The following is a 16383-nucleotide window of genomic DNA, read 5'->3' as shown; positions in this document are numbered from 1 at the left end:
AAGAAACTTTTTAATTATACCAGTCCGCAGGCCCGTTGATGCTTTTCTTGGGCTTCCGCTCCTACGGAGGAGCTTGAGGAGTAGATTTGAATTTTCAAAGAAAAATCAATTTCATAAATTTTATTCTGTGTTCAACTTTGTACTGGTGTCATTGCGTATAAAGACATATAAGTATACTTATGAGATATTACAGCAATTTAAACGGTAAATCCAAAACGAAATTTAAAAACCTAAAGTGGAGATCTAACTTATGAATACTACCAGCATCCTCGATCAATTACTTAAATCAGTCCAAGGAATAGGGCAGAACGGAAGTGAACAATCTAAAAATGTAAATTCGCCTTTGGGCGGACTCGGAGACCTCCTTTCGGGCAGTGGTTTGGGAGGCATGCTTTCCGGTTTTGGTGGAGGAGCTCTTACAGGTGGCGCAATTGGTTTAATGGTTGGCAATAAAAAAGCCCGTAAGGTTGGCGCAAAAGTCGCAAAGGTTGGCGGCCTGGGTGCGCTTGGTGTAATTGCTTACAAAGCTTACAGCAACTGGCAGACTCAAAAATTACAAACTACGCATAGCGAGCCAAGAACCATTAATCTTTTGCCTGCACCGCAGGTTGAGCAGCACAGCATGGCAATTCTTAAAGCCCTTATTGCTGCATCGAAAGCTGATGGTCATTTCGATGCAAAGGAACGTCAACTCTTGGACCAGGAATTAAACAGGTATTCAAACGATTTGGAATTACGGCGCTGGTTTGAGTCTGAACTTAATAAACCGCTTGATCCTGCTGATGTAGCTAGTGCTGGAAAAACACCTGAAATGGCTGCAGAGATGTATATCGCAAGTGTTTTGATGGTGGATGAAGAAAATTTCATGGAGCGATCATACCTGGAGGAGCTGGCACGTCAGCTAAAAATTGATCCGGATCTTAAAGGTGAGCTTGAAGCTCAAGTTCGCCAGCCGCTGAATCGCGGATGATATAGTAAGAAAAGTTCAGTGCTTCTATTGTGCATTCCTATAGGCTGCCCCCTCTGGGGCGCTGGGTATAGTTTGCCCAACGACGCACTAGCTAAAACCAAAAATGACCCACCAAAGGGTCATTTTTTTGCCTTATCCTCCTTTCGAATTCAGGATTTGTTCATCAGGTTTTCCATCCCCCATTTTTCCATTTCGTTCAGGACTGGGTTCAGGCTTTTTCCCAGGGCTGTCAATTCATATTCCACGCGGGGAGGAATTTCATTGTACTGCGTTCGGGTGAGCAAGCCATCTTCCTCCAACTCTTTCAACTGTTCGGCCAACACCTTCCTGGAAATAGCTGGGATTCGGGCGGAGATTTCGCCAAAGCGCCTCTTGTCCGACCTGAGGCAATACAAAATGATGGGCTTCCACTTCCCTCCGATCAGTTGAATCATTCCGGTGACCGGACATTTTACTTCTCGCTTTTTTGCTGCTCCAGTTACCATTTTGTTACCACTTTATTTCCAGTTACCAAAAGGTTACTTGTTACTTTTCAAAACTATCAATTGTTACTTTGTGTAACAAATGTAAATAATCCACTTAAAAAAAACAAAACACATGATTTTAGTAACAGGAGCCACAGGGCATTTTGGAAAGTCAACGATTGATTTTCTTCTGGAAAAAGGGATTTCTCAAAGTAATATCGGGGCATTGGTCCGGGACGAGGAAAAGGCGGCGGATCTAAAAAACAAAGGAGTTGCATTGCGGATAGGCGATTACGACAGTTATTCTTCTCTGATAAATGCTTTCAAAGGAGTAGAAAAACTGCTCTTCGTATCCGGAAGCGACATCATGGCGCGCCGTACACAGCATCAGCACGTGGTCACTGCTGCCAAGGAAGCCGGAGTACAGCATATAGTGTACACCAGTTTTCTGGGAAAAAACGAAACGGCCTCTTCCCCACTTTGGCTGGTAGCCCAATCCCACCTGCAGACCGAAACTTGGCTTAAAGAAAGCGGCATAGACTATACCATTCTCAAGAATACGCTCTACATGGACTTTGTACCCACTTTTCTGGGTGAAAATGTAATAGAAACAGGTGTCATTTACCTGCCCGCAGGCCATGGCAAAGTCGGGGCGGTATTGAGATCAGAAATGGCAGAGGCTACAGCGAATACCTTGACAGGGTCCGATCACGCCGGTAAAACTTATCACTTTACCCATCAAGAAGCATTTTCTTATCAGGAAGTAGCCGATCAGCTCTCTGAGATTACCGGTAAATCCATCGCCTATCACTCCCCTACAGCAGAAGAGTATACACTGACCTTATCGGGATACGGCGTACCGGCCGAGTACATTGGCTTGTTTTCGAGCTTTGCGGTAGCGCAGGCAAATGGGGAATTGGATACAGTCGGTTCGGACTTAGCGCAGCTTTTGGGTCGCAAACCAACAACTGTAAAGACATTCCTTAATCAGGTTTATTCCCAATCAAACAGATGAAATGTCCATGATCCCGTATTTACCGGATCATACAGGGGGATGATTATCCAGGGCATTCCATCTGACCACTGAAAAACAAAATATAAACAGATGAAGTCTTTAAAATCAGTTACTTTCCTTTTGATTCTGAGTGCTTTCTCAACTCTAAAAGCACAAAATCTTCCTACTGGAACCTCGTGGACTGTCACTCAAAACAAGAAGGTGAAAGTTCACACTTACATGAGCCCCTCGGCCATGTTTGCAAACACAAGCCATGTAATCGAACTGAAAAATGAGCTCATCATAGTCGATGGACAATTCTTTGCGCCTTATGCACTTGAATTGAAAGAATTTACTGACTCATTAGGCAAACCAGTAACGAGGTTTTACGTAAGCCACGACCATCCAGACCACTACATAGGATTTGGAGATGCTTTTCCGAATGTACCAGTGTATGCTTTGGCTGAAACAAAAGCGGCCATTGAGCAGGCTGGACAAGGTGTTCTTGAGCAAAGACAGGCACAGTTTGGACCTATGATTGCTTCTAAATTGAACAAACCTTCGGTTGTACAACAACCGGGAGAGGAAACCATAGGAAACGTAAAGTTTATCTTTGAAAAGTCTGTAAATAATGAATCGGCTGTTTCGCTTCTCATCAAACTGCCTGAACTTGGCGTGTATATCGCCCAAGATATTGTTTACAACAAGATTCATTTATTCATAGAAGGCGACACCAAAGGTTGGGAGACTGCTTTACATCAAATCATAAAGGATAAAACCTATCAAACAATCCTATCGGGACACGGAAAAGAAGGTGGAATTGAGCTTCTAAATGAGAATCTTAATTACTTAGCTTTCGTGAATGAAACCATCTTGAAGTCAAAAGATAAGGAAGAGTTTAAGGCAGCTATCCTCAAAAAATATCCTGAGTATGGAGGCGAACAATTGGTTGATATCTACCTCGATTATTATTTGGAACCCAATACTTGGGCTAAATAAGCTCCTAACTGGTTAAACAAAAGTGAAGTAGGTCTTTCTGACCTACTTCACTTTTGTTTTATATCCTACCGATGGGCTGCGCCACCTGTTTCATCACTTGGCAAGGAGATTTGACTCACTCTAAAAATAAAAATATTCCTTAAACAGGGTCCCAACATCAGTTCGGGAATTAGGCCTTTTTACTTTTTGACGAGGATATATTTTTCGAGAAAAATTCTACCAATTCAAAAACACCATGCTTCCGAGGCGATTCTTCTTATTTCTCATACTCAATCTTCTTAATCCGCCAAAGAATCTGTATCGTGGGTGTTTGGACGCGAGCCTCATCCCCTACTTCCTTTTTGAGCAGTGCATGGGCCATGGGTGAATCGATTGAGATGTAGTCCCTGCGCTCAAAAATCTCCTCACCACCCACAATACGGAAGCGTATCTTTTGCCCTTTTGTATTCTCGATCTCGACCCAAGCTCCAAACATCACCTTTCCTTCTTGATAGGGTGTATAGTGAATTACCTTCAAGTCATCCAGGCATTTGCGGAGATAATGGACTCGCTTGTCTATTTCGCGGAGCCGTTTTTTATTGTAGTGGTAGTCGGCATTCTCCGAGCGATCTCCCAAGCTTGCCGCCCAGGCGACTTTTTGGGTAGTCTCCGGACGCTCAACTTTCCATAGATGATCCAATTCGGACTTCACCTTCTCCAAGCCTTCGGGAGTAATCCACATGGTCTTCATATTTCCACAGCTTAATTAAACCCTCCCATGGCTAGAACGGTCGTTCCCCAAACGATGACACACGAGAAAAAAATCCCTATGGTGTTGGCTAGAAAAGCTTTCTTTCTATCCAAACCAAAAAGATATCCTGCAATACTCCCAGCATACACCCCAGTGCCGGGAAGCGGAATCAGAACAAAGATCATTAAGCCCCAAAAACCATATTTCTTCACGTTTTTCCCAGCTCCAGCTTTGGCCCTACGCCCTACAAAAATTGCCGCTTTTTTGTAGGAATTCCATTTCATGAAATATCGGTTTACTACATCTAAAAAAAATATCATAATGGGGAATACCAGCACATTGGCCGAAAAACAAAGAACAAAGGCCAAATAAATATTTATATCATTCAGCAAGGCGTAAGGGATACCCAATTTCGCCTCTCCAAAAGGAGAAATGCTCCACAGCATGGCGATTAATATGTCGAGAAACATCAGGTGAAGATTAGAACCAACAAAAGTAGTGAATTTCGGAAGTGCGACCTCAGGGAAAAACTTCGATTTGTTGATAAAAACGCTTTCCCGTACAAAAGGATTTTCTTTTTAGGAAGTTAGAAGCGATTTCCATGATTCCTCTGACCCTTAACCGCTACTTATCAACCTGGACTGGTTGTAGTCAGGACAGCTCTACGCGATTAAACACCCAAGTATCCTAACCAAATTGGGATCGGATTCGACTACATCCTAGCTTCCCGTATTGGAATCGAATTATAAAACCCTTGGATTGGCATTTGAAGGCAGCAGCTTCTATCGTATTTAGCACCATGGATTGATGATGGAACCCAACAACCTTTTTAAATCGATATTTCGTTAAATTGATCTATCAAAAAAACATTTCTATGAAAACTATAGGAAAAAGCAACTTGACTTTTGAACAAATTCTTTCAATTGTAAACCGGCTGCCAAAAAATGAAAAGCCAAAACTAGCGAAGGAGTTGGAAAAAGAGGTTATCGATACAAAGCTTTCTAGGTTGATGAAATCTTTTCAGGCAGATGATCTGGATCTTGATATCCTCACTGATGAGGTTGAAAGTGTAAGGGAAGAAATCTATGGCAAGCAAAAGTCTTAAGGTCATTTTTGACACCAATGTCTGGATTAGTTTTTTAATCGGAAAAAGACTCTCAAAAATCATCACACCAACCGAATTTGAATACCTATTAAGGGATAGTGCCTAGTTTCCCGATGAATAAAACTTATCATCTACTCCATCCTGATCATCTGCACCGCATCCAATCTTATTCTTGCTTTTTTGATTAGGAAGAATAAAGTGTTTCGCTCTTCTATGGCTGCCTGGATTTCGTCAGCTCGAATGTCTTTATTTTTCTTTTGCAAAGTAGTGAGCCGATTGATCTCATGATTCAGGATGCCTTTCATCCGTTCCAATCCTTTTTCGATTTCTATTTCGCCCATTTCCTCTGCGATTTCTGTGGCGGATTCAATCATATTGGGCAGCATCGTTTCCACAAATAGATCATTTTCCAGCAAGGTATCTATGTTGCCGGGAACAATACTTTTGTTGAGCATTGCCACAGAATAGTTGTCTGTCTGGTCCTCCCCTTCATGGTCTACCACCACTCGCAGTGGGGTATGAGGCAGAAAGCGGTCTATATCCATCCGCTGCTTTCCCGCTGTTTCCAGAACAAAAATCAATTCAAGCATAAGTCCGGGTTTACCCGATTTCCGAATCAGCCCACAGCTGGCAGTTCCGATGGAGGAGCTTAGTACCTTATCGATGGCTCCAGTTGCCATGGGATGATCCCAAGTAATGAAGCTAACATCCTCTCTGCTGAGTGCGCGCTGTCTGTCAAAGGTGACCTGCACTCCTTCCTTCGGAATAGACGGAAATACGGAAGCGCTGAACGAAGCAGGATGGAGCAAGTAGGTCCGTGCAGCAAGGTCTTCCATCTCGATGTCAAAATGTCGAAAAACTTTGGTCAGATACATCTCCAAGGCAGGATCATTGTCTTCGGCACGTATTTGCTGAATCAATTTCTCCGCAACTTTCGGGCGAAATGAATTCATTTCCAGCATACTGTCCCGCCCTTCGGCAAGGCTTTTCTTCAGCACTATTTGATAGTCAGCGGTCTCGGAGATCAAGGCATCCAATTCGGATTCGGCGGCATCAAAAGATGCTTTATTGGAAATGGCAAGTAATCGCTTGCTGAAGAGTTTGGAGATCATATTTCCACCTTCCAAATTGACAGTGAACGCACTTAAGCCTTCATGAAACCACCTGACAAGGAACTCTTGAGGGCTGCCGATAAGATAGGGAATGTAGATCGTGACATCCTCCTTTTGGCCGATTCTGTCAAGTCGGCCGATTCGCTGCTCCAGCAACTCGGGATGGTAAGGCAGATCAAACAGGACGAGGTGATGGGCAAATTGGAAATTCCGTCCTTCACTGCCTATCTCAGAGCAAAGCAGGATCTGAGCACCATCAGGCTCAGCAAACCAAGCGGCATTGCGATCCCGCTGTACAAGCGTGAGGTCTTCGTGAAAAACACTCGCGGTAAGCTCAGGGAATTTACTTAATGCCGACTCTAGGGCCAGTACTTTTTCCTTGGAAGTGCAGATCAACAGGATCTTTGCAGGGTCCAACTCCTCCATTTTTCCCACCAGCCACTTCACCCTCGGATCTTCGTCAAACCAAAATTCCTGCTCAGAATTTGAATCAGAGCCCTTTTCCATATCCCGGGAAAACTCATTTCTCAGCCGATCAATCCATAGGTTTTGATTTTCCCCTTCGGAAAGGGGAATCAGCTGGGCAATTCGTTTGGGAAATCCGCTCATGGCCAATCGGGTGTTTCGAAAAAGCACTCTTCCGGGGCCATGTTGATCCAGCAAATCTTCGATTAAGTTGTGAATAGCTTGTTCATCCTTTTTGACAAGTAGCGCAACTCTTTCCTTGGAAAAAATCGACTCCAATAGCATTGTTTCTTTAGCTTTTAAAGCTTTGCCAGCAGATAGTTTTTCGACAATCGAAGCGATGTCTTTGTTACCTTCAGGTTCGTTTATAAAATCCCGGAAATCAGCATACCGATTGGGATCAAGTAACCGAAGCCGGGCAAAGTGACTTTCTTCCCCCAATTGCTCCGGAGTAGCAGTCAAGAGCAACAGGCCTTTTGCCACCCGGCTCAACAAGTCTACAATACAATACTCCGGACTTGCCTCGGCTACCGACCATTCGAGGTGATGCGCTTCGTCCACTACCAGCATGTCCCAATTGGCAGAAACGGCCTGTTTGGTTCGCTTTTCAGAACCTGCCAGAAACTCGGTGCTACAAATCACCAGCTGATCATCCAGAAATGGATTTCCTTCGGGAGCACCTTTTTCAAGAGAAGCACAGCGTGATTCGTCGAAAATATTGAACCACAGGTTGAATTTTCGCAAGACCTCCACAAACCACTGATGAACCAGGGATTCAGGAACAAGAATCAGTACCCGTGATATCCGACCCGTCACCAGAAGGCGATGTAGAATCAGGCAGGCTTCAATGGTTTTTCCCAGTCCCACCTGATCGGAAAGCAAAACACGTGGCGCAAACCGCGAGCTCACCTCATGTGCGATGTACAATTGATGCGGAATCAAATCTACTTTCCCTCCAACAAATCCATACACCGGAGCTATTCTTCGTTGATAATCGTGATCCAGCGTTTCTCGGCGCAGGGCAAAAAATTCCGGCAAATCCACGTCTCCCGAAAACAGTCGATCTTCTACTGTGTGAGAGATGGTCACATCCCCAAGTTCCGGCTCACTTAACTTTCTGCCCTCGCCAAAGTAGGTATAAAGCCCACCTTCGAGTTTTACTTCTTCAATCACCAGCCTCTGTCCCTGCTGATCGACAATGGAATGCCCCGGTTTGAAAATCGTCCGCAGTAAGGGAGCGCTTTCTATTGAATACTGTCTCGCTTCGGCTGACGCAGAAAAAGAGATCCGTACCTTACCCTTACTGACTTCTGTCACGATACCCACCCCCAACTCAGGCTCTCCGGCACTGGTATAGCGTTGATTTAATAAAAATTCTCCCATGTTGTATTTAAATGTCAGGTTCCGAAAAATAAACCATTAGGTTTTAGGTTCAGAATCGCACAAAGGTAACAGTCTCGGGAAGGGGATCAGGAAAAACTATAAGGTTATGGCTAAATCAACCTAAGATTGGATAGTATTAATTTTTTATGTTTTACCGATTACATACCAATAACCCTATTAAATATCGTTTGAAGTTCCTTAGAACATGCTGTGGACCGTCGACCGTCATCCGTGGACGATTATCCGCAACATCTAAAGCATATTTCTTAATTACTGGAAGGATTGCGGATAATCAGAGTTTTTTTCTACTCTAAAACAATCTTTCCTGCATAAATCGCTCACAATTCATCACAGGAATTTTGGAGAAATAAAAGCCGTTTTTATCCTCCGTGATAATCAATTCACAGGCAGAATTCAATGCTGAATAGTACTCCAAACCATCTTCAAAATCATTCACGCGCTCGTCCGATGCAGTCAATCGCACAGTCTCCTGATCGACTAAGGTGCTTTTGAGCTTGGTGGAAATGATTTCAAGCTTCTTCTTAGCCATAGCAGTTCCGCTTTTTTTCTCCGAAAAATAATAAGCAATTGCCAGACAAATCGGAGAAGTATAAAGCTCAAAGCCGGGTTTGTCCGCCAAACTTAAAATCCGGGATGAGTTTGGAAAAAGTGGATACTCCTTGTTCAAGACCGAAACCAACACATTGGCGTCCAGAAAAACTCTCATTTTTTATTTTCAAAAAATTCATTCTTGAGGTCATTTCGGCCAGGAAGCTTTCTGTATTCGATCGGTCCTTCAGATACTTCATTGATCCAATCCGAAACAGGCAACTCCTCCAAAGATTTATAGTTTTTGGAGGTAATCTGAGAATACAAATACTCTGTCAATCGGGAAAGACTGATATTATTGCTCTCTGCGAAGTCCTTTGCCTTTTCAATGACATCTTTATTGAAGGCAAGTGTGATTTTAGCATCCATGACAAAGAAATTATATGAACAATAGATTTACTACGCAAAGAAAAATAAATCTATACGTAAAGCAAAATTTTTTCGACCTTTTTTCTCACAATCAATTAGAAATAAACCTATTAACTTAAACCTTCCTTCGCCATTTTTCTTCAATTTCAGCGATTTCGGCCTCGGTTTGCGCTTTGTTCTTCTTATTGGTTTTTTCTTTGTTGAGGTCCGTGGCGTAAAAATGTGTATCCTGAAAGTAATTCACCCGGGCTTCGGATTCCCCTTTGGCTTTGGTCCACTTTTCACCTTTGAAGAGTTTCACTTTTTCCTCGTGTAGCTCCAGCAATTCATCATAGGGACCCCGAGCTGAAATCAATTTCACGAAGATCGGCGCAGTTTCGATTGCGATGAAAAGGAGCATGATAAAAATATTAGCCATCGCCATGGCAGAACTTTCCGTTGTCAACACAGACAGGGCATCCATTCGGGCAGCCAAACCGTCAAAGCCTTCGATTCCGGGTTGTTGCTTTTCAAATTCTGCCTGACGAAAGGCGATAAATTGACGAATCTGCGCTTCCAAGGTATCAACCCTCACCTGATTTCTTTTGCGCAACTCATCCAATGCAAGCTGTGCGGCATCGAGTTGCGCTTCCTTCTTTTTGGCATTGGTTCCCAGGCCTACAATTCCGCTGGTGCCGGAGGTTTTCTCCCCGAATCGCTCTGCATCGTATTCTCTTTGAACCTGATCTCTGAAAGTTTCCGCTTGGGAAACTTCACTTTTCAAGGTGTCAATCTTTGATTCCAATTCCTGAATCTCAGGAAATCCTTTGGCTAAATTCGCTTTGGATTGTGCAATAAATTCAGTCTTTTTCTCATCCAGCTTACGGTTAATTTCCCGCTCAAACATTTTCAATTCCAAAGGCTTGGAAATTACTAATGCGAGTAAAACAGCCAAGACCAGTCTTGGAATTGCAAGCTTCCATTCAGCCCAGGCATTTTCTTTTTTTCGCATACTGGAAACAATAAACCGATCCAGATTAAAAATCATCAGTCCCCAAAGCACCCCAAAGAAAATCGCTGGTACCAAAGATTGAAACACCGTGAAAAGCGCATAGCCGGCAGCCAATGCCGCCAGTACACCTGTGAAAAAAACTGTCGCGCCAATTCCAAAATATTTGTTGGATTCGGTAGGGGCACGCTTGAGCAAAGCAAAATTTGCTCCGCTGCAAAACCAAAAGAAACGGGTGAGTTGATGCATGGATGGAAGATTGATTGTTGGAATATTAAAGAGAACGCTAAAACTCCTCCAAAAAGATGCTGGAAAGTTTTTGACATCCACATCCCCTTAGAAATGTGACCAAACCCCCATTTCCTGTGACAGAAACAGATTTTGAGAACTCCAGAATACACAGCGTACAACCATCTATTTTGTACGGACTGTACGCATTCGGCCAGCTGATGAACGGTTTTGGTTCAGGCAAAAAATCGACTAAGTTTGGTCCTATGAACAAGCCGCTTTATTTTCTTATTGTCTTTTTTGGTCTTCTCCATCTGACCGCCTTTTCCCAATCTCTTCCATTCGAACAAGAAGTCAGACAAATTTCCGCACGAATTGACAGTTTAGGATGGAAAAAAGGGGGGACAGTCTTCACCGGAAGCTCAACGATCCGTATGTGGAAGAGCCTTCAAAGCTCTTTTCCGAAAGAAAATATTCTGAACACTGGTTTCGGAGGGTCGAAAGCTTCCGATCTTGAAAGCCACTTATTTCCATTGGTGATCCGCTTGGAGCCAAGTCGAGTCTTTATCTATGAGGGAGATAATGACCTTTGGAGCAATGTGCCGGTTGCTGCTATTCTTACCAGCCTGGACGCAATCGTCAATCGCCTACAACTCATCGATCCGAATATGGAGATTTACCTGATCGGTGCCAAACCGAGTCCTTCCCGCTGGGAGAAAAAGCTGAATTATGAGATTTTCAACCAGAAGTTAAATGAGTATTGTCTATCCAAAGAAAAAGTAGAATTCGTGGATACTTGGAAGGCTTTAACTGATGGAGCAGGAAACCCAAGACCGGAGTTATTTATTCAAGATCAGCTTCATCTGAATGAAAAAGGGTATGAACTCTGGACGGAGATTTTTAGAAGCTATTTTGAAAATTGATATTAGGCTGTCGCTTTTCGCGCTTGTTTCAGTTGTCGATTAAGCACTTTAAGTGGGATTTTATAACCTAAATCGAACATGAAGCCATTGATATTTCCCGGGCTTTCTATTGAAATAGGTATTCCTTCAATGATGTAATTTCCTTTGATTAGTACAAAGTCAGGTGAAGCGAAATTTCTGGAAACCTTGAATGTCAAAAAACTGGAATTGAAAACCGACATTTCGGCAAACATACCTGCGTTAAAAATAAATCTTCCATGGTCCAGATTCCGGACAGAATACGATTCACTGGTGTATCTGTATTCTTTTTCATCAGTAATCGTTGCTCCCGAACCTTTAGAAATAAATCTATATTTACTTTGATCCCTAATCCCAAAGTAAGTACTGAAGCTTGGACCAAAACGTACGGTATTTTGCTCATTAAGCGGAATATGGTACTTGAAAGTCAAGGGGATAATGGGCATATCATATTTTTCCCACTTCATAACTAATGCTTCTACCCCATCAAAATCAATTTGATAATTGGCATTATAACTGAAGTTCCCATAACCTGTTTCTACTGAAAAGCGGTTGTAATTATAACCCAAAACTGCCTGAAATTGCCCGCTGGTATTGGAATAGGTAAATTCATTGGAAAGCGGATTTTCCCGTCTTCTCAGACCTCCATAAAGCATAAAATACCAACCATCCTCAATGGACAATTCATGCTTAAGCAATTTATTGTCATTGTACAGCCGCTTGGGGGATCGGCTACCGGCTGATTTTAGGTTGTGACCGTTGATGCCATATCCCACAAATAGTCCCGCATACGTGCCTCGACTCTTTGCAGACAAGACATGTCCAATCCGCTCATTATAGCGAACCGCAGCATTCATTTTATCCATTAAAATCAGCCCCTGCTGGTATCTCAGTCCACCCAAGAAGTAATTTCCCCTTCGATTATAAATTTTCATCCCTCCTTCTAGCCTCAAACCTATACCCCAGTCGGACTCAGATATAACGCCTAACCTAATATCATTCCATTCATTTCCCCGATCGTATTGATCCAAAACGGAAGGACTTCTCATCAGACTCACACTAGGTTGGAGGTAAAGATTCCCCCAAGTTTTCCTCACTCCCAAAGCCAAAAGTGGTATTCCTTCAGTGGAATATCCCGTGATTTGGATCGTGTCAGCAGGACTTGAATAAGCGTGTGTCCCCAACTCCCGTTTGAAAAATTCCAATTGTGCAGTCAACTGCCAATCGTCTCTCAATTTCCATAGAAAAGTAGTACCCAGATGATACTGCATGTTATTAGATGGAGAAATAAAATCATTCCGTGGAATAACTTCATATGTCAAAAAAGCTTGTGAAGGGCCAGCATAAAATTCAAAGGCAAACTTTTCTTGGCAAAAGCCAGGTGATAAAACCCCGAAAAAAGCCAGAAAAGAAATAAGCGCTGATTTATTCATATAAGAAGCGTTACGATAAAAGATGATATTATAACTAAACTCCTATGCTTTTATTGCGCTCGTTTCAAATAAAAAAGTCACTTTTCGTTTACCACCTTTTTGTGCCAATAACTTGCTAAGATCGAACCGGAAATGTTTTGTATAGGGCCAAAAACAGCAGGTGCTAGACCAACGGTTGCGATCTTTCCAAGCGACTTGGCCAAGCCTGATGCCAAACCGGCATTTTGCATGCCTACTTCAATGGCAATCGTCCGGCAATCCCGCTCACTCAAACCCGATAGTTTGCTCAAATAATAGCCGATACCATAGCCGGAGAGATTGTGAATCATGACCAAAACAATAAGAATTGGACCGATACTCAGCAGACTGTCACGACCTGCGGCAGTGATGACTAAAATGATCAATGCTATCCCAATCATGGAAACTATCGGCATGGCCTTGTCCAACCAATCGGATTTTCCTTTTAAAATCTTATTAAAAATTAATCCGGCTGTGATTGGGAGAAGGATCATTTTCACGATATCCCACATCATTTTCAGTAAATCGATCTCGATGAACTCACCCGCCAATAACTTCATCAATACAGGCGTCATCAGCGGTGCCATCAAGGTGGTGATCGAAGTCAGCGTCACCGAAAGTGCAAGATTGGCTTTAGCGAGGTAAGTCATCACATTGGAGGCAGTACCACTCGGAGAGGATCCTGCGAGAATAATTCCAGCTGCAATCTCGGGAGGCAAGCCACTGAAACTGGCAAGAGAAAATCCAATTAACGGCATGATTAAAAATTGAGCGAAAACTCCAATCATTACTGATTTGGGACTTTTCACCACTTCGGAAAAATCGCTCAGACTGAGGGAAGTGCCCATTCCAAACATGATGATTTGAATTAATGGTGTGATCAGATTGGAGAGCGAATAACCTTTGATTTCCTGAAAATATTGTGGAAAAAATAGTGCTGTTGCTACTACACCAAAAATCAAAACCGGGAAACTCAAGCCTCTCAGGGATTCTTTGCTCCGAAATCCAATTCCCAAAAAAATGAAAAAACCAATCAGAGCCAATCCGGAGTATTCCAACCCGAAAAACACCCAAAGCAGTATCCAAACGGAAAATAGTACAAACGAAAATCTCAGAAACATTCGATACATCAGGCTCTTGGGGATATTCAGGTTTCGGGATAACAGCCCTTTCTAAAAAGCCTGCTCGCCACATAATTTTCAATTTTAGAAAATTTTAGCCATCCAATCTAATCCAAAGTTCCTGTCGCTTTGGCAAATTGTCATCGTAAACTTCACAGGTCAATAACCTTACTCCCAAATAAAATTCTTACTTTTGCGGCTTCAATTAGGCAAACCATGCAGAATATTCGGAATATCGCGATCATCGCTCACGTTGACCACGGTAAAACAACCCTCGTGGATAAGATCATCCACGCCTCTCAAATCTTCAGAGAAAATCAACAATTCCAAGACCTAATCTTGGACAGCAATGACCTCGAACGCGAAAGAGGCATTACGATTCTTTCCAAAAACGTGTCAGTACGTTACAAAGACGCGAAAATCAACATCATAGACACTCCAGGTCACGCTGACTTCGGAGGTGAAGTAGAACGCGTTCTGAAGATGGCCGATGGGGTTATTCTTTTGGTGGATGCCTTTGAAGGACCAATGCCACAGACCCGATTTGTATTGGGGAAAGCTTTGGCACTCGGACTTACTCCTATTGTAGTAGTCAATAAAGTAGATAAAGAAAACTGTCGTCCGGACGAAGTTCATGAGTCAGTTTTTGACTTGATGTTCAACTTGGATGCCACAGAAGAGCAATTAAATTTCCACACCTTATATGGTTCAGCCAAGCAAAATTGGATGGGCCCGGACTGGAAAAACCCAACTGATTCTATTTTCCCACTTTTGGATGCGATTTTGGAATACATTCCTGCTCCAAAAATCGATGAAGGCACACTTCAGATGCAAATCACTTCATTGGATTATTCCAACTTCGTAGGTCGTATTGCAATCGGCCGTGTGAAACGAGGAACAATCACTGAAAACCAACAAATCGCACTTTGCAAAGCGGACGGCGTGATCAAGAAAATGCGTGTCAAGGAATTGCAGGTTTTTGAAGGATTGGGTAGAGTGAAAGTTTCTGAAGTTACGGCCGGAGATATCTGCGCAGTAATGGGCGTGGAAGATTTCGAAATCGGCGATACCATCGCAAATCCTGATAATCCGGAAGCACTTCCTAGAATCTCGATCGATGAGCCGACCATGAATATGCTCTTCACTATCAACAACTCTCCTTTCTTCGGTAAAGAAGGAAAATTCGTGACTTCCCGTCACTTGAGAGACAGACTTTTCAAAGAAACCGAGAAAAATCTTGCGCTAAGAGTTGAATCAACAGATTCTGAAGATAAATTTTTGGTCTATGGCCGTGGTATTCTTCACTTGTCAATTTTGATTGAGACCATGAGAAGAGAAGGTTACGAACTTCAGGTAGGCCAGCCTCAGGTGATCTTCAAGGATATCGACGGGGTAAAATGTGAGCCTATCGAATTGCTCGTTGTGGACGTCCCACAGGAGACTGCGGGTAAAGTCATCGAACTTGCCACACAGCGAAAAGGCGAACTGACGATCATGGAGCCTAAGGGTGATCTTCAGCATCTCGAATTCAGAATCCCTTCCAGAGGGTTGATCGGTTTGAGAAACAACGTCCTGACAGCAACTCAGGGTGAAGCAATCATGAACCACCGATTTTCTGCTTACGAGCCATTCAAAGGCAATATCCAGGGCAGAATCAATGGATCATTGATCGCCATGGAAGGCGGGCCTTGTACTGCTTATGCCATCGACAAACTTCAGGACAGAGGTGTATTCTTCGTTGATCCAGGAGATGATTTGTACGCCGGACAGGTAGTTGGTGAGCACTCACGTGACAATGACATCGTAGTAAACATCCAAAAAGGAAAAAAACTAACGAACATGAGAGCTTCCGGTTCTGATGACAACGTGAGAATCATTCCTGCCAAAAAATTCTCTTTGGAAGAATCTATGGAATACATCCAAAAGGATGAATACCTTGAGATCACTCCAAAATCCATCCGAATGCGGAAAATTTATTTGGATGAAAACGAAAGAGGAAGAATGGCTAAAAAAGATGCCTAATTGAACTGATTCTAAGTACAATCCAACATAAATCAAAATCCTCCGACCTAAAGTTGGAGGATTTTTTATTTCCATTCATCATGAATTTGATTTTCAATTGTAACCAAAAAGCCAAACTTTCGTCAGATAAACTAAAATTAGTCGAGTAGGTAAGGGGAATTTCACCCCAAACCTCTCACAGCACCGTGCGTGATAGTCTCTCCGCCGCGGCGGACGCTTCCAAAGTCAGGTCCCCTACTTTTTACCAAGAGTTGGTGGTACAAGTTGCCAATGTGCGAATAGATTTGGCTTTCCCCGGTAAACTGTTACCAGCTACCTGATAGCCTTTCTTTTACCCATTCTCCGTTTCTGAGCCATCTTCCATTCTATCAATTTTCTGTTCAGCCAATACCACAATCCTACCGTAGTCCATTTATGGAACTTGCAGTAATA

At 43.0% G+C, this 16383-nt stretch carries 15 protein-coding genes; 6 read left to right on the top strand and 9 right to left on the bottom strand.

From position 1 onward, the window contains the following. The first annotated feature begins 250 nt into the window (after positions 1 to 250). Positions 251 to 970 carry a tellurite resistance TerB family protein gene (locus BLQ81_RS08475; RefSeq protein WP_092729529.1) on the top strand — a complete coding sequence of 240 codons (720 nt, stop codon included), beginning with the start codon at positions 251 to 253 and terminating at the stop codon, positions 968 to 970. 149 nt (positions 971 to 1119) lie between these two features. Here the strand turns inward: BLQ81_RS08475 and BLQ81_RS08470 are convergent, their stop codons facing one another. After that, complete coding sequence (locus BLQ81_RS08470; protein WP_092729528.1) at positions 1120 to 1455, bottom strand: winged helix-turn-helix transcriptional regulator; 336 nt, start codon at positions 1453 to 1455, stop codon at positions 1120 to 1122. Between the two features lie 112 nt (positions 1456 to 1567). Here BLQ81_RS08470 and BLQ81_RS08465 point away from each other — a divergent pair, with 112 nt between their 5' ends. Next, the gene (locus tag BLQ81_RS08465) at positions 1568 to 2449 is read left to right on the top strand and encodes an SDR family oxidoreductase (RefSeq protein ID WP_092729527.1); all 882 of its coding nucleotides are present in this window, start codon (positions 1568 to 1570) and stop codon (positions 2447 to 2449) included. Between the two features lie 120 nt (positions 2450 to 2569). Next, positions 2570 to 3427 (top strand): MBL fold metallo-hydrolase, encoded by an 858-nt coding sequence (locus BLQ81_RS08460; protein WP_175454193.1) that lies wholly within the window; start codon positions 2570 to 2572, stop codon positions 3425 to 3427. A 256-nt stretch (positions 3428 to 3683) separates the two neighbouring features. On the opposite strand, the gene greB is transcribed toward BLQ81_RS08460, so the two are convergent. Further along, positions 3684 to 4157 carry a transcription elongation factor GreB gene (greB, locus tag BLQ81_RS08455; protein WP_092729525.1) on the bottom strand — a complete coding sequence of 158 codons (474 nt, stop codon included), beginning with the start codon at positions 4155 to 4157 and terminating at the stop codon, positions 3684 to 3686. An 11-nt stretch (positions 4158 to 4168) separates the two neighbouring features. Then, positions 4169 to 4627 (bottom strand): COG2426 family protein, encoded by a 459-nt coding sequence (locus tag BLQ81_RS08450; protein WP_092729524.1) that lies wholly within the window; start codon positions 4625 to 4627, stop codon positions 4169 to 4171. 404 nt (positions 4628 to 5031) lie between these two features. Between BLQ81_RS08450 and vap15 the strand changes: the two genes are divergently transcribed. Further along, entirely contained in the window at positions 5032 to 5262 is a 231-nt protein-coding gene (vap15, locus tag BLQ81_RS08445; protein ID WP_092729623.1) for a type II toxin-antitoxin system VapB15 family antitoxin, read from the top strand. Between the two features lie 131 nt (positions 5263 to 5393). Here the strand turns inward: vap15 and rapA are convergent, their stop codons facing one another. The 4 genes from rapA to BLQ81_RS08425 form a co-directional block, all read right to left on the bottom strand. Beyond that, positions 5394 to 8222: an RNA polymerase-associated protein RapA gene (gene rapA, locus BLQ81_RS08440; RefSeq protein ID WP_092729523.1), complete on the bottom strand. Its 2829-nt coding sequence runs from the start codon at positions 8220 to 8222 to the stop codon at positions 5394 to 5396. A gap of 310 nt (positions 8223 to 8532) precedes the next feature. Further along, positions 8533 to 8949: a PIN domain-containing protein gene (locus BLQ81_RS08435; RefSeq protein WP_092729522.1), complete on the bottom strand. Its 417-nt coding sequence runs from the start codon at positions 8947 to 8949 to the stop codon at positions 8533 to 8535. Further along, complete coding sequence (locus BLQ81_RS08430) at positions 8946 to 9200, bottom strand: DUF6364 family protein (protein ID WP_092729521.1); 255 nt, start codon at positions 9198 to 9200, stop codon at positions 8946 to 8948. The genes BLQ81_RS08435 and BLQ81_RS08430 overlap by 4 nt, the downstream gene beginning before the upstream one ends. A gap of 115 nt (positions 9201 to 9315) precedes the next feature. After that, complete coding sequence (locus BLQ81_RS08425; protein WP_092729520.1) at positions 9316 to 10437, bottom strand: DUF4407 domain-containing protein; 1122 nt, start codon at positions 10435 to 10437, stop codon at positions 9316 to 9318. Positions 10438 to 10553: 116 nt separating this feature from the next. Between BLQ81_RS08425 and BLQ81_RS08420 the strand changes: the two genes are divergently transcribed. Then, positions 10554 to 11339 (top strand): GDSL-type esterase/lipase family protein, encoded by a 786-nt coding sequence (locus tag BLQ81_RS08420; RefSeq protein ID WP_139183594.1) that lies wholly within the window; start codon positions 10554 to 10556, stop codon positions 11337 to 11339. Positions 11340 to 11341: 2 nt separating this feature from the next. On the opposite strand, the gene BLQ81_RS08415 is transcribed toward BLQ81_RS08420, so the two are convergent. Then, complete coding sequence (locus BLQ81_RS08415) at positions 11342 to 12628, bottom strand: hypothetical protein (RefSeq protein ID WP_139183593.1); 1287 nt, start codon at positions 12626 to 12628, stop codon at positions 11342 to 11344. Positions 12629 to 12867: 239 nt separating this feature from the next. Next, positions 12868 to 13938 (bottom strand): bile acid:sodium symporter family protein, encoded by a 1071-nt coding sequence (locus tag BLQ81_RS08410; RefSeq protein WP_092729517.1) that lies wholly within the window; start codon positions 13936 to 13938, stop codon positions 12868 to 12870. Positions 13939 to 14145: 207 nt separating this feature from the next. Between BLQ81_RS08410 and typA the strand changes: the two genes are divergently transcribed. Continuing rightward, positions 14146 to 15951: a translational GTPase TypA gene (gene typA, locus BLQ81_RS08405; RefSeq protein ID WP_092729516.1), complete on the top strand. Its 1806-nt coding sequence runs from the start codon at positions 14146 to 14148 to the stop codon at positions 15949 to 15951. Positions 15952 to 16383: the final 432 nt, after the last annotated feature.

Origin of the sequence: Algoriphagus alkaliphilus, assembly GCF_900103735.1 — a bacterium.
In the GTDB taxonomy this organism is placed as follows: Bacteria; Bacteroidota; Bacteroidia; order Cytophagales; family Cyclobacteriaceae; genus Algoriphagus; species Algoriphagus alkaliphilus.
The sequence above is the reverse complement of the archived record's forward strand: the minus strand, read 5'-3'. Positions and strand labels throughout refer to the sequence as shown.

Coding starts and splice junctions, on each gene's coding strand:
- BLQ81_RS08475 (WP_092729529.1), top strand. CDS start 251: ATGAATACTACCAGCATCCTCGATCAATTACTTAAATCAGTCCAAGGA.
- BLQ81_RS08470 (WP_092729528.1), bottom strand. CDS start 1,455: ATGGTAACTGGAGCAGCAAAAAAGCGAGAAGTAAAATGTCCGGTCACC.
- BLQ81_RS08465 (WP_092729527.1), top strand. CDS start 1,568: ATGATTTTAGTAACAGGAGCCACAGGGCATTTTGGAAAGTCAACGATT.
- greB (WP_092729525.1), bottom strand. CDS start 4,157: ATGAAGACCATGTGGATTACTCCCGAAGGCTTGGAGAAGGTGAAGTCC.
- BLQ81_RS08450 (WP_092729524.1), bottom strand. CDS start 4,627: ATGTTTCTCGACATATTAATCGCCATGCTGTGGAGCATTTCTCCTTTT.
- vap15 (WP_092729623.1), top strand. CDS start 5,032: ATGAAAACTATAGGAAAAAGCAACTTGACTTTTGAACAAATTCTTTCA.
- rapA (WP_092729523.1), bottom strand. CDS start 8,222: ATGGGAGAATTTTTATTAAATCAACGCTATACCAGTGCCGGAGAGCCT.
- BLQ81_RS08435 (WP_092729522.1), bottom strand. CDS start 8,949: ATGAGAGTTTTTCTGGACGCCAATGTGTTGGTTTCGGTCTTGAACAAG.
- BLQ81_RS08430 (WP_092729521.1), bottom strand. CDS start 9,200: ATGGATGCTAAAATCACACTTGCCTTCAATAAAGATGTCATTGAAAAG.
- BLQ81_RS08425 (WP_092729520.1), bottom strand. CDS start 10,437: ATGCATCAACTCACCCGTTTCTTTTGGTTTTGCAGCGGAGCAAATTTT.
- BLQ81_RS08415 (WP_139183593.1), bottom strand. CDS start 12,628: ATGCAGTATCATCTGGGTACTACTTTTCTATGGAAATTGAGAGACGAT.
- BLQ81_RS08410 (WP_092729517.1), bottom strand. CDS start 13,938: ATGTATCGAATGTTTCTGAGATTTTCGTTTGTACTATTTTCCGTTTGG.
- typA (WP_092729516.1), top strand. CDS start 14,146: ATGCAGAATATTCGGAATATCGCGATCATCGCTCACGTTGACCACGGT.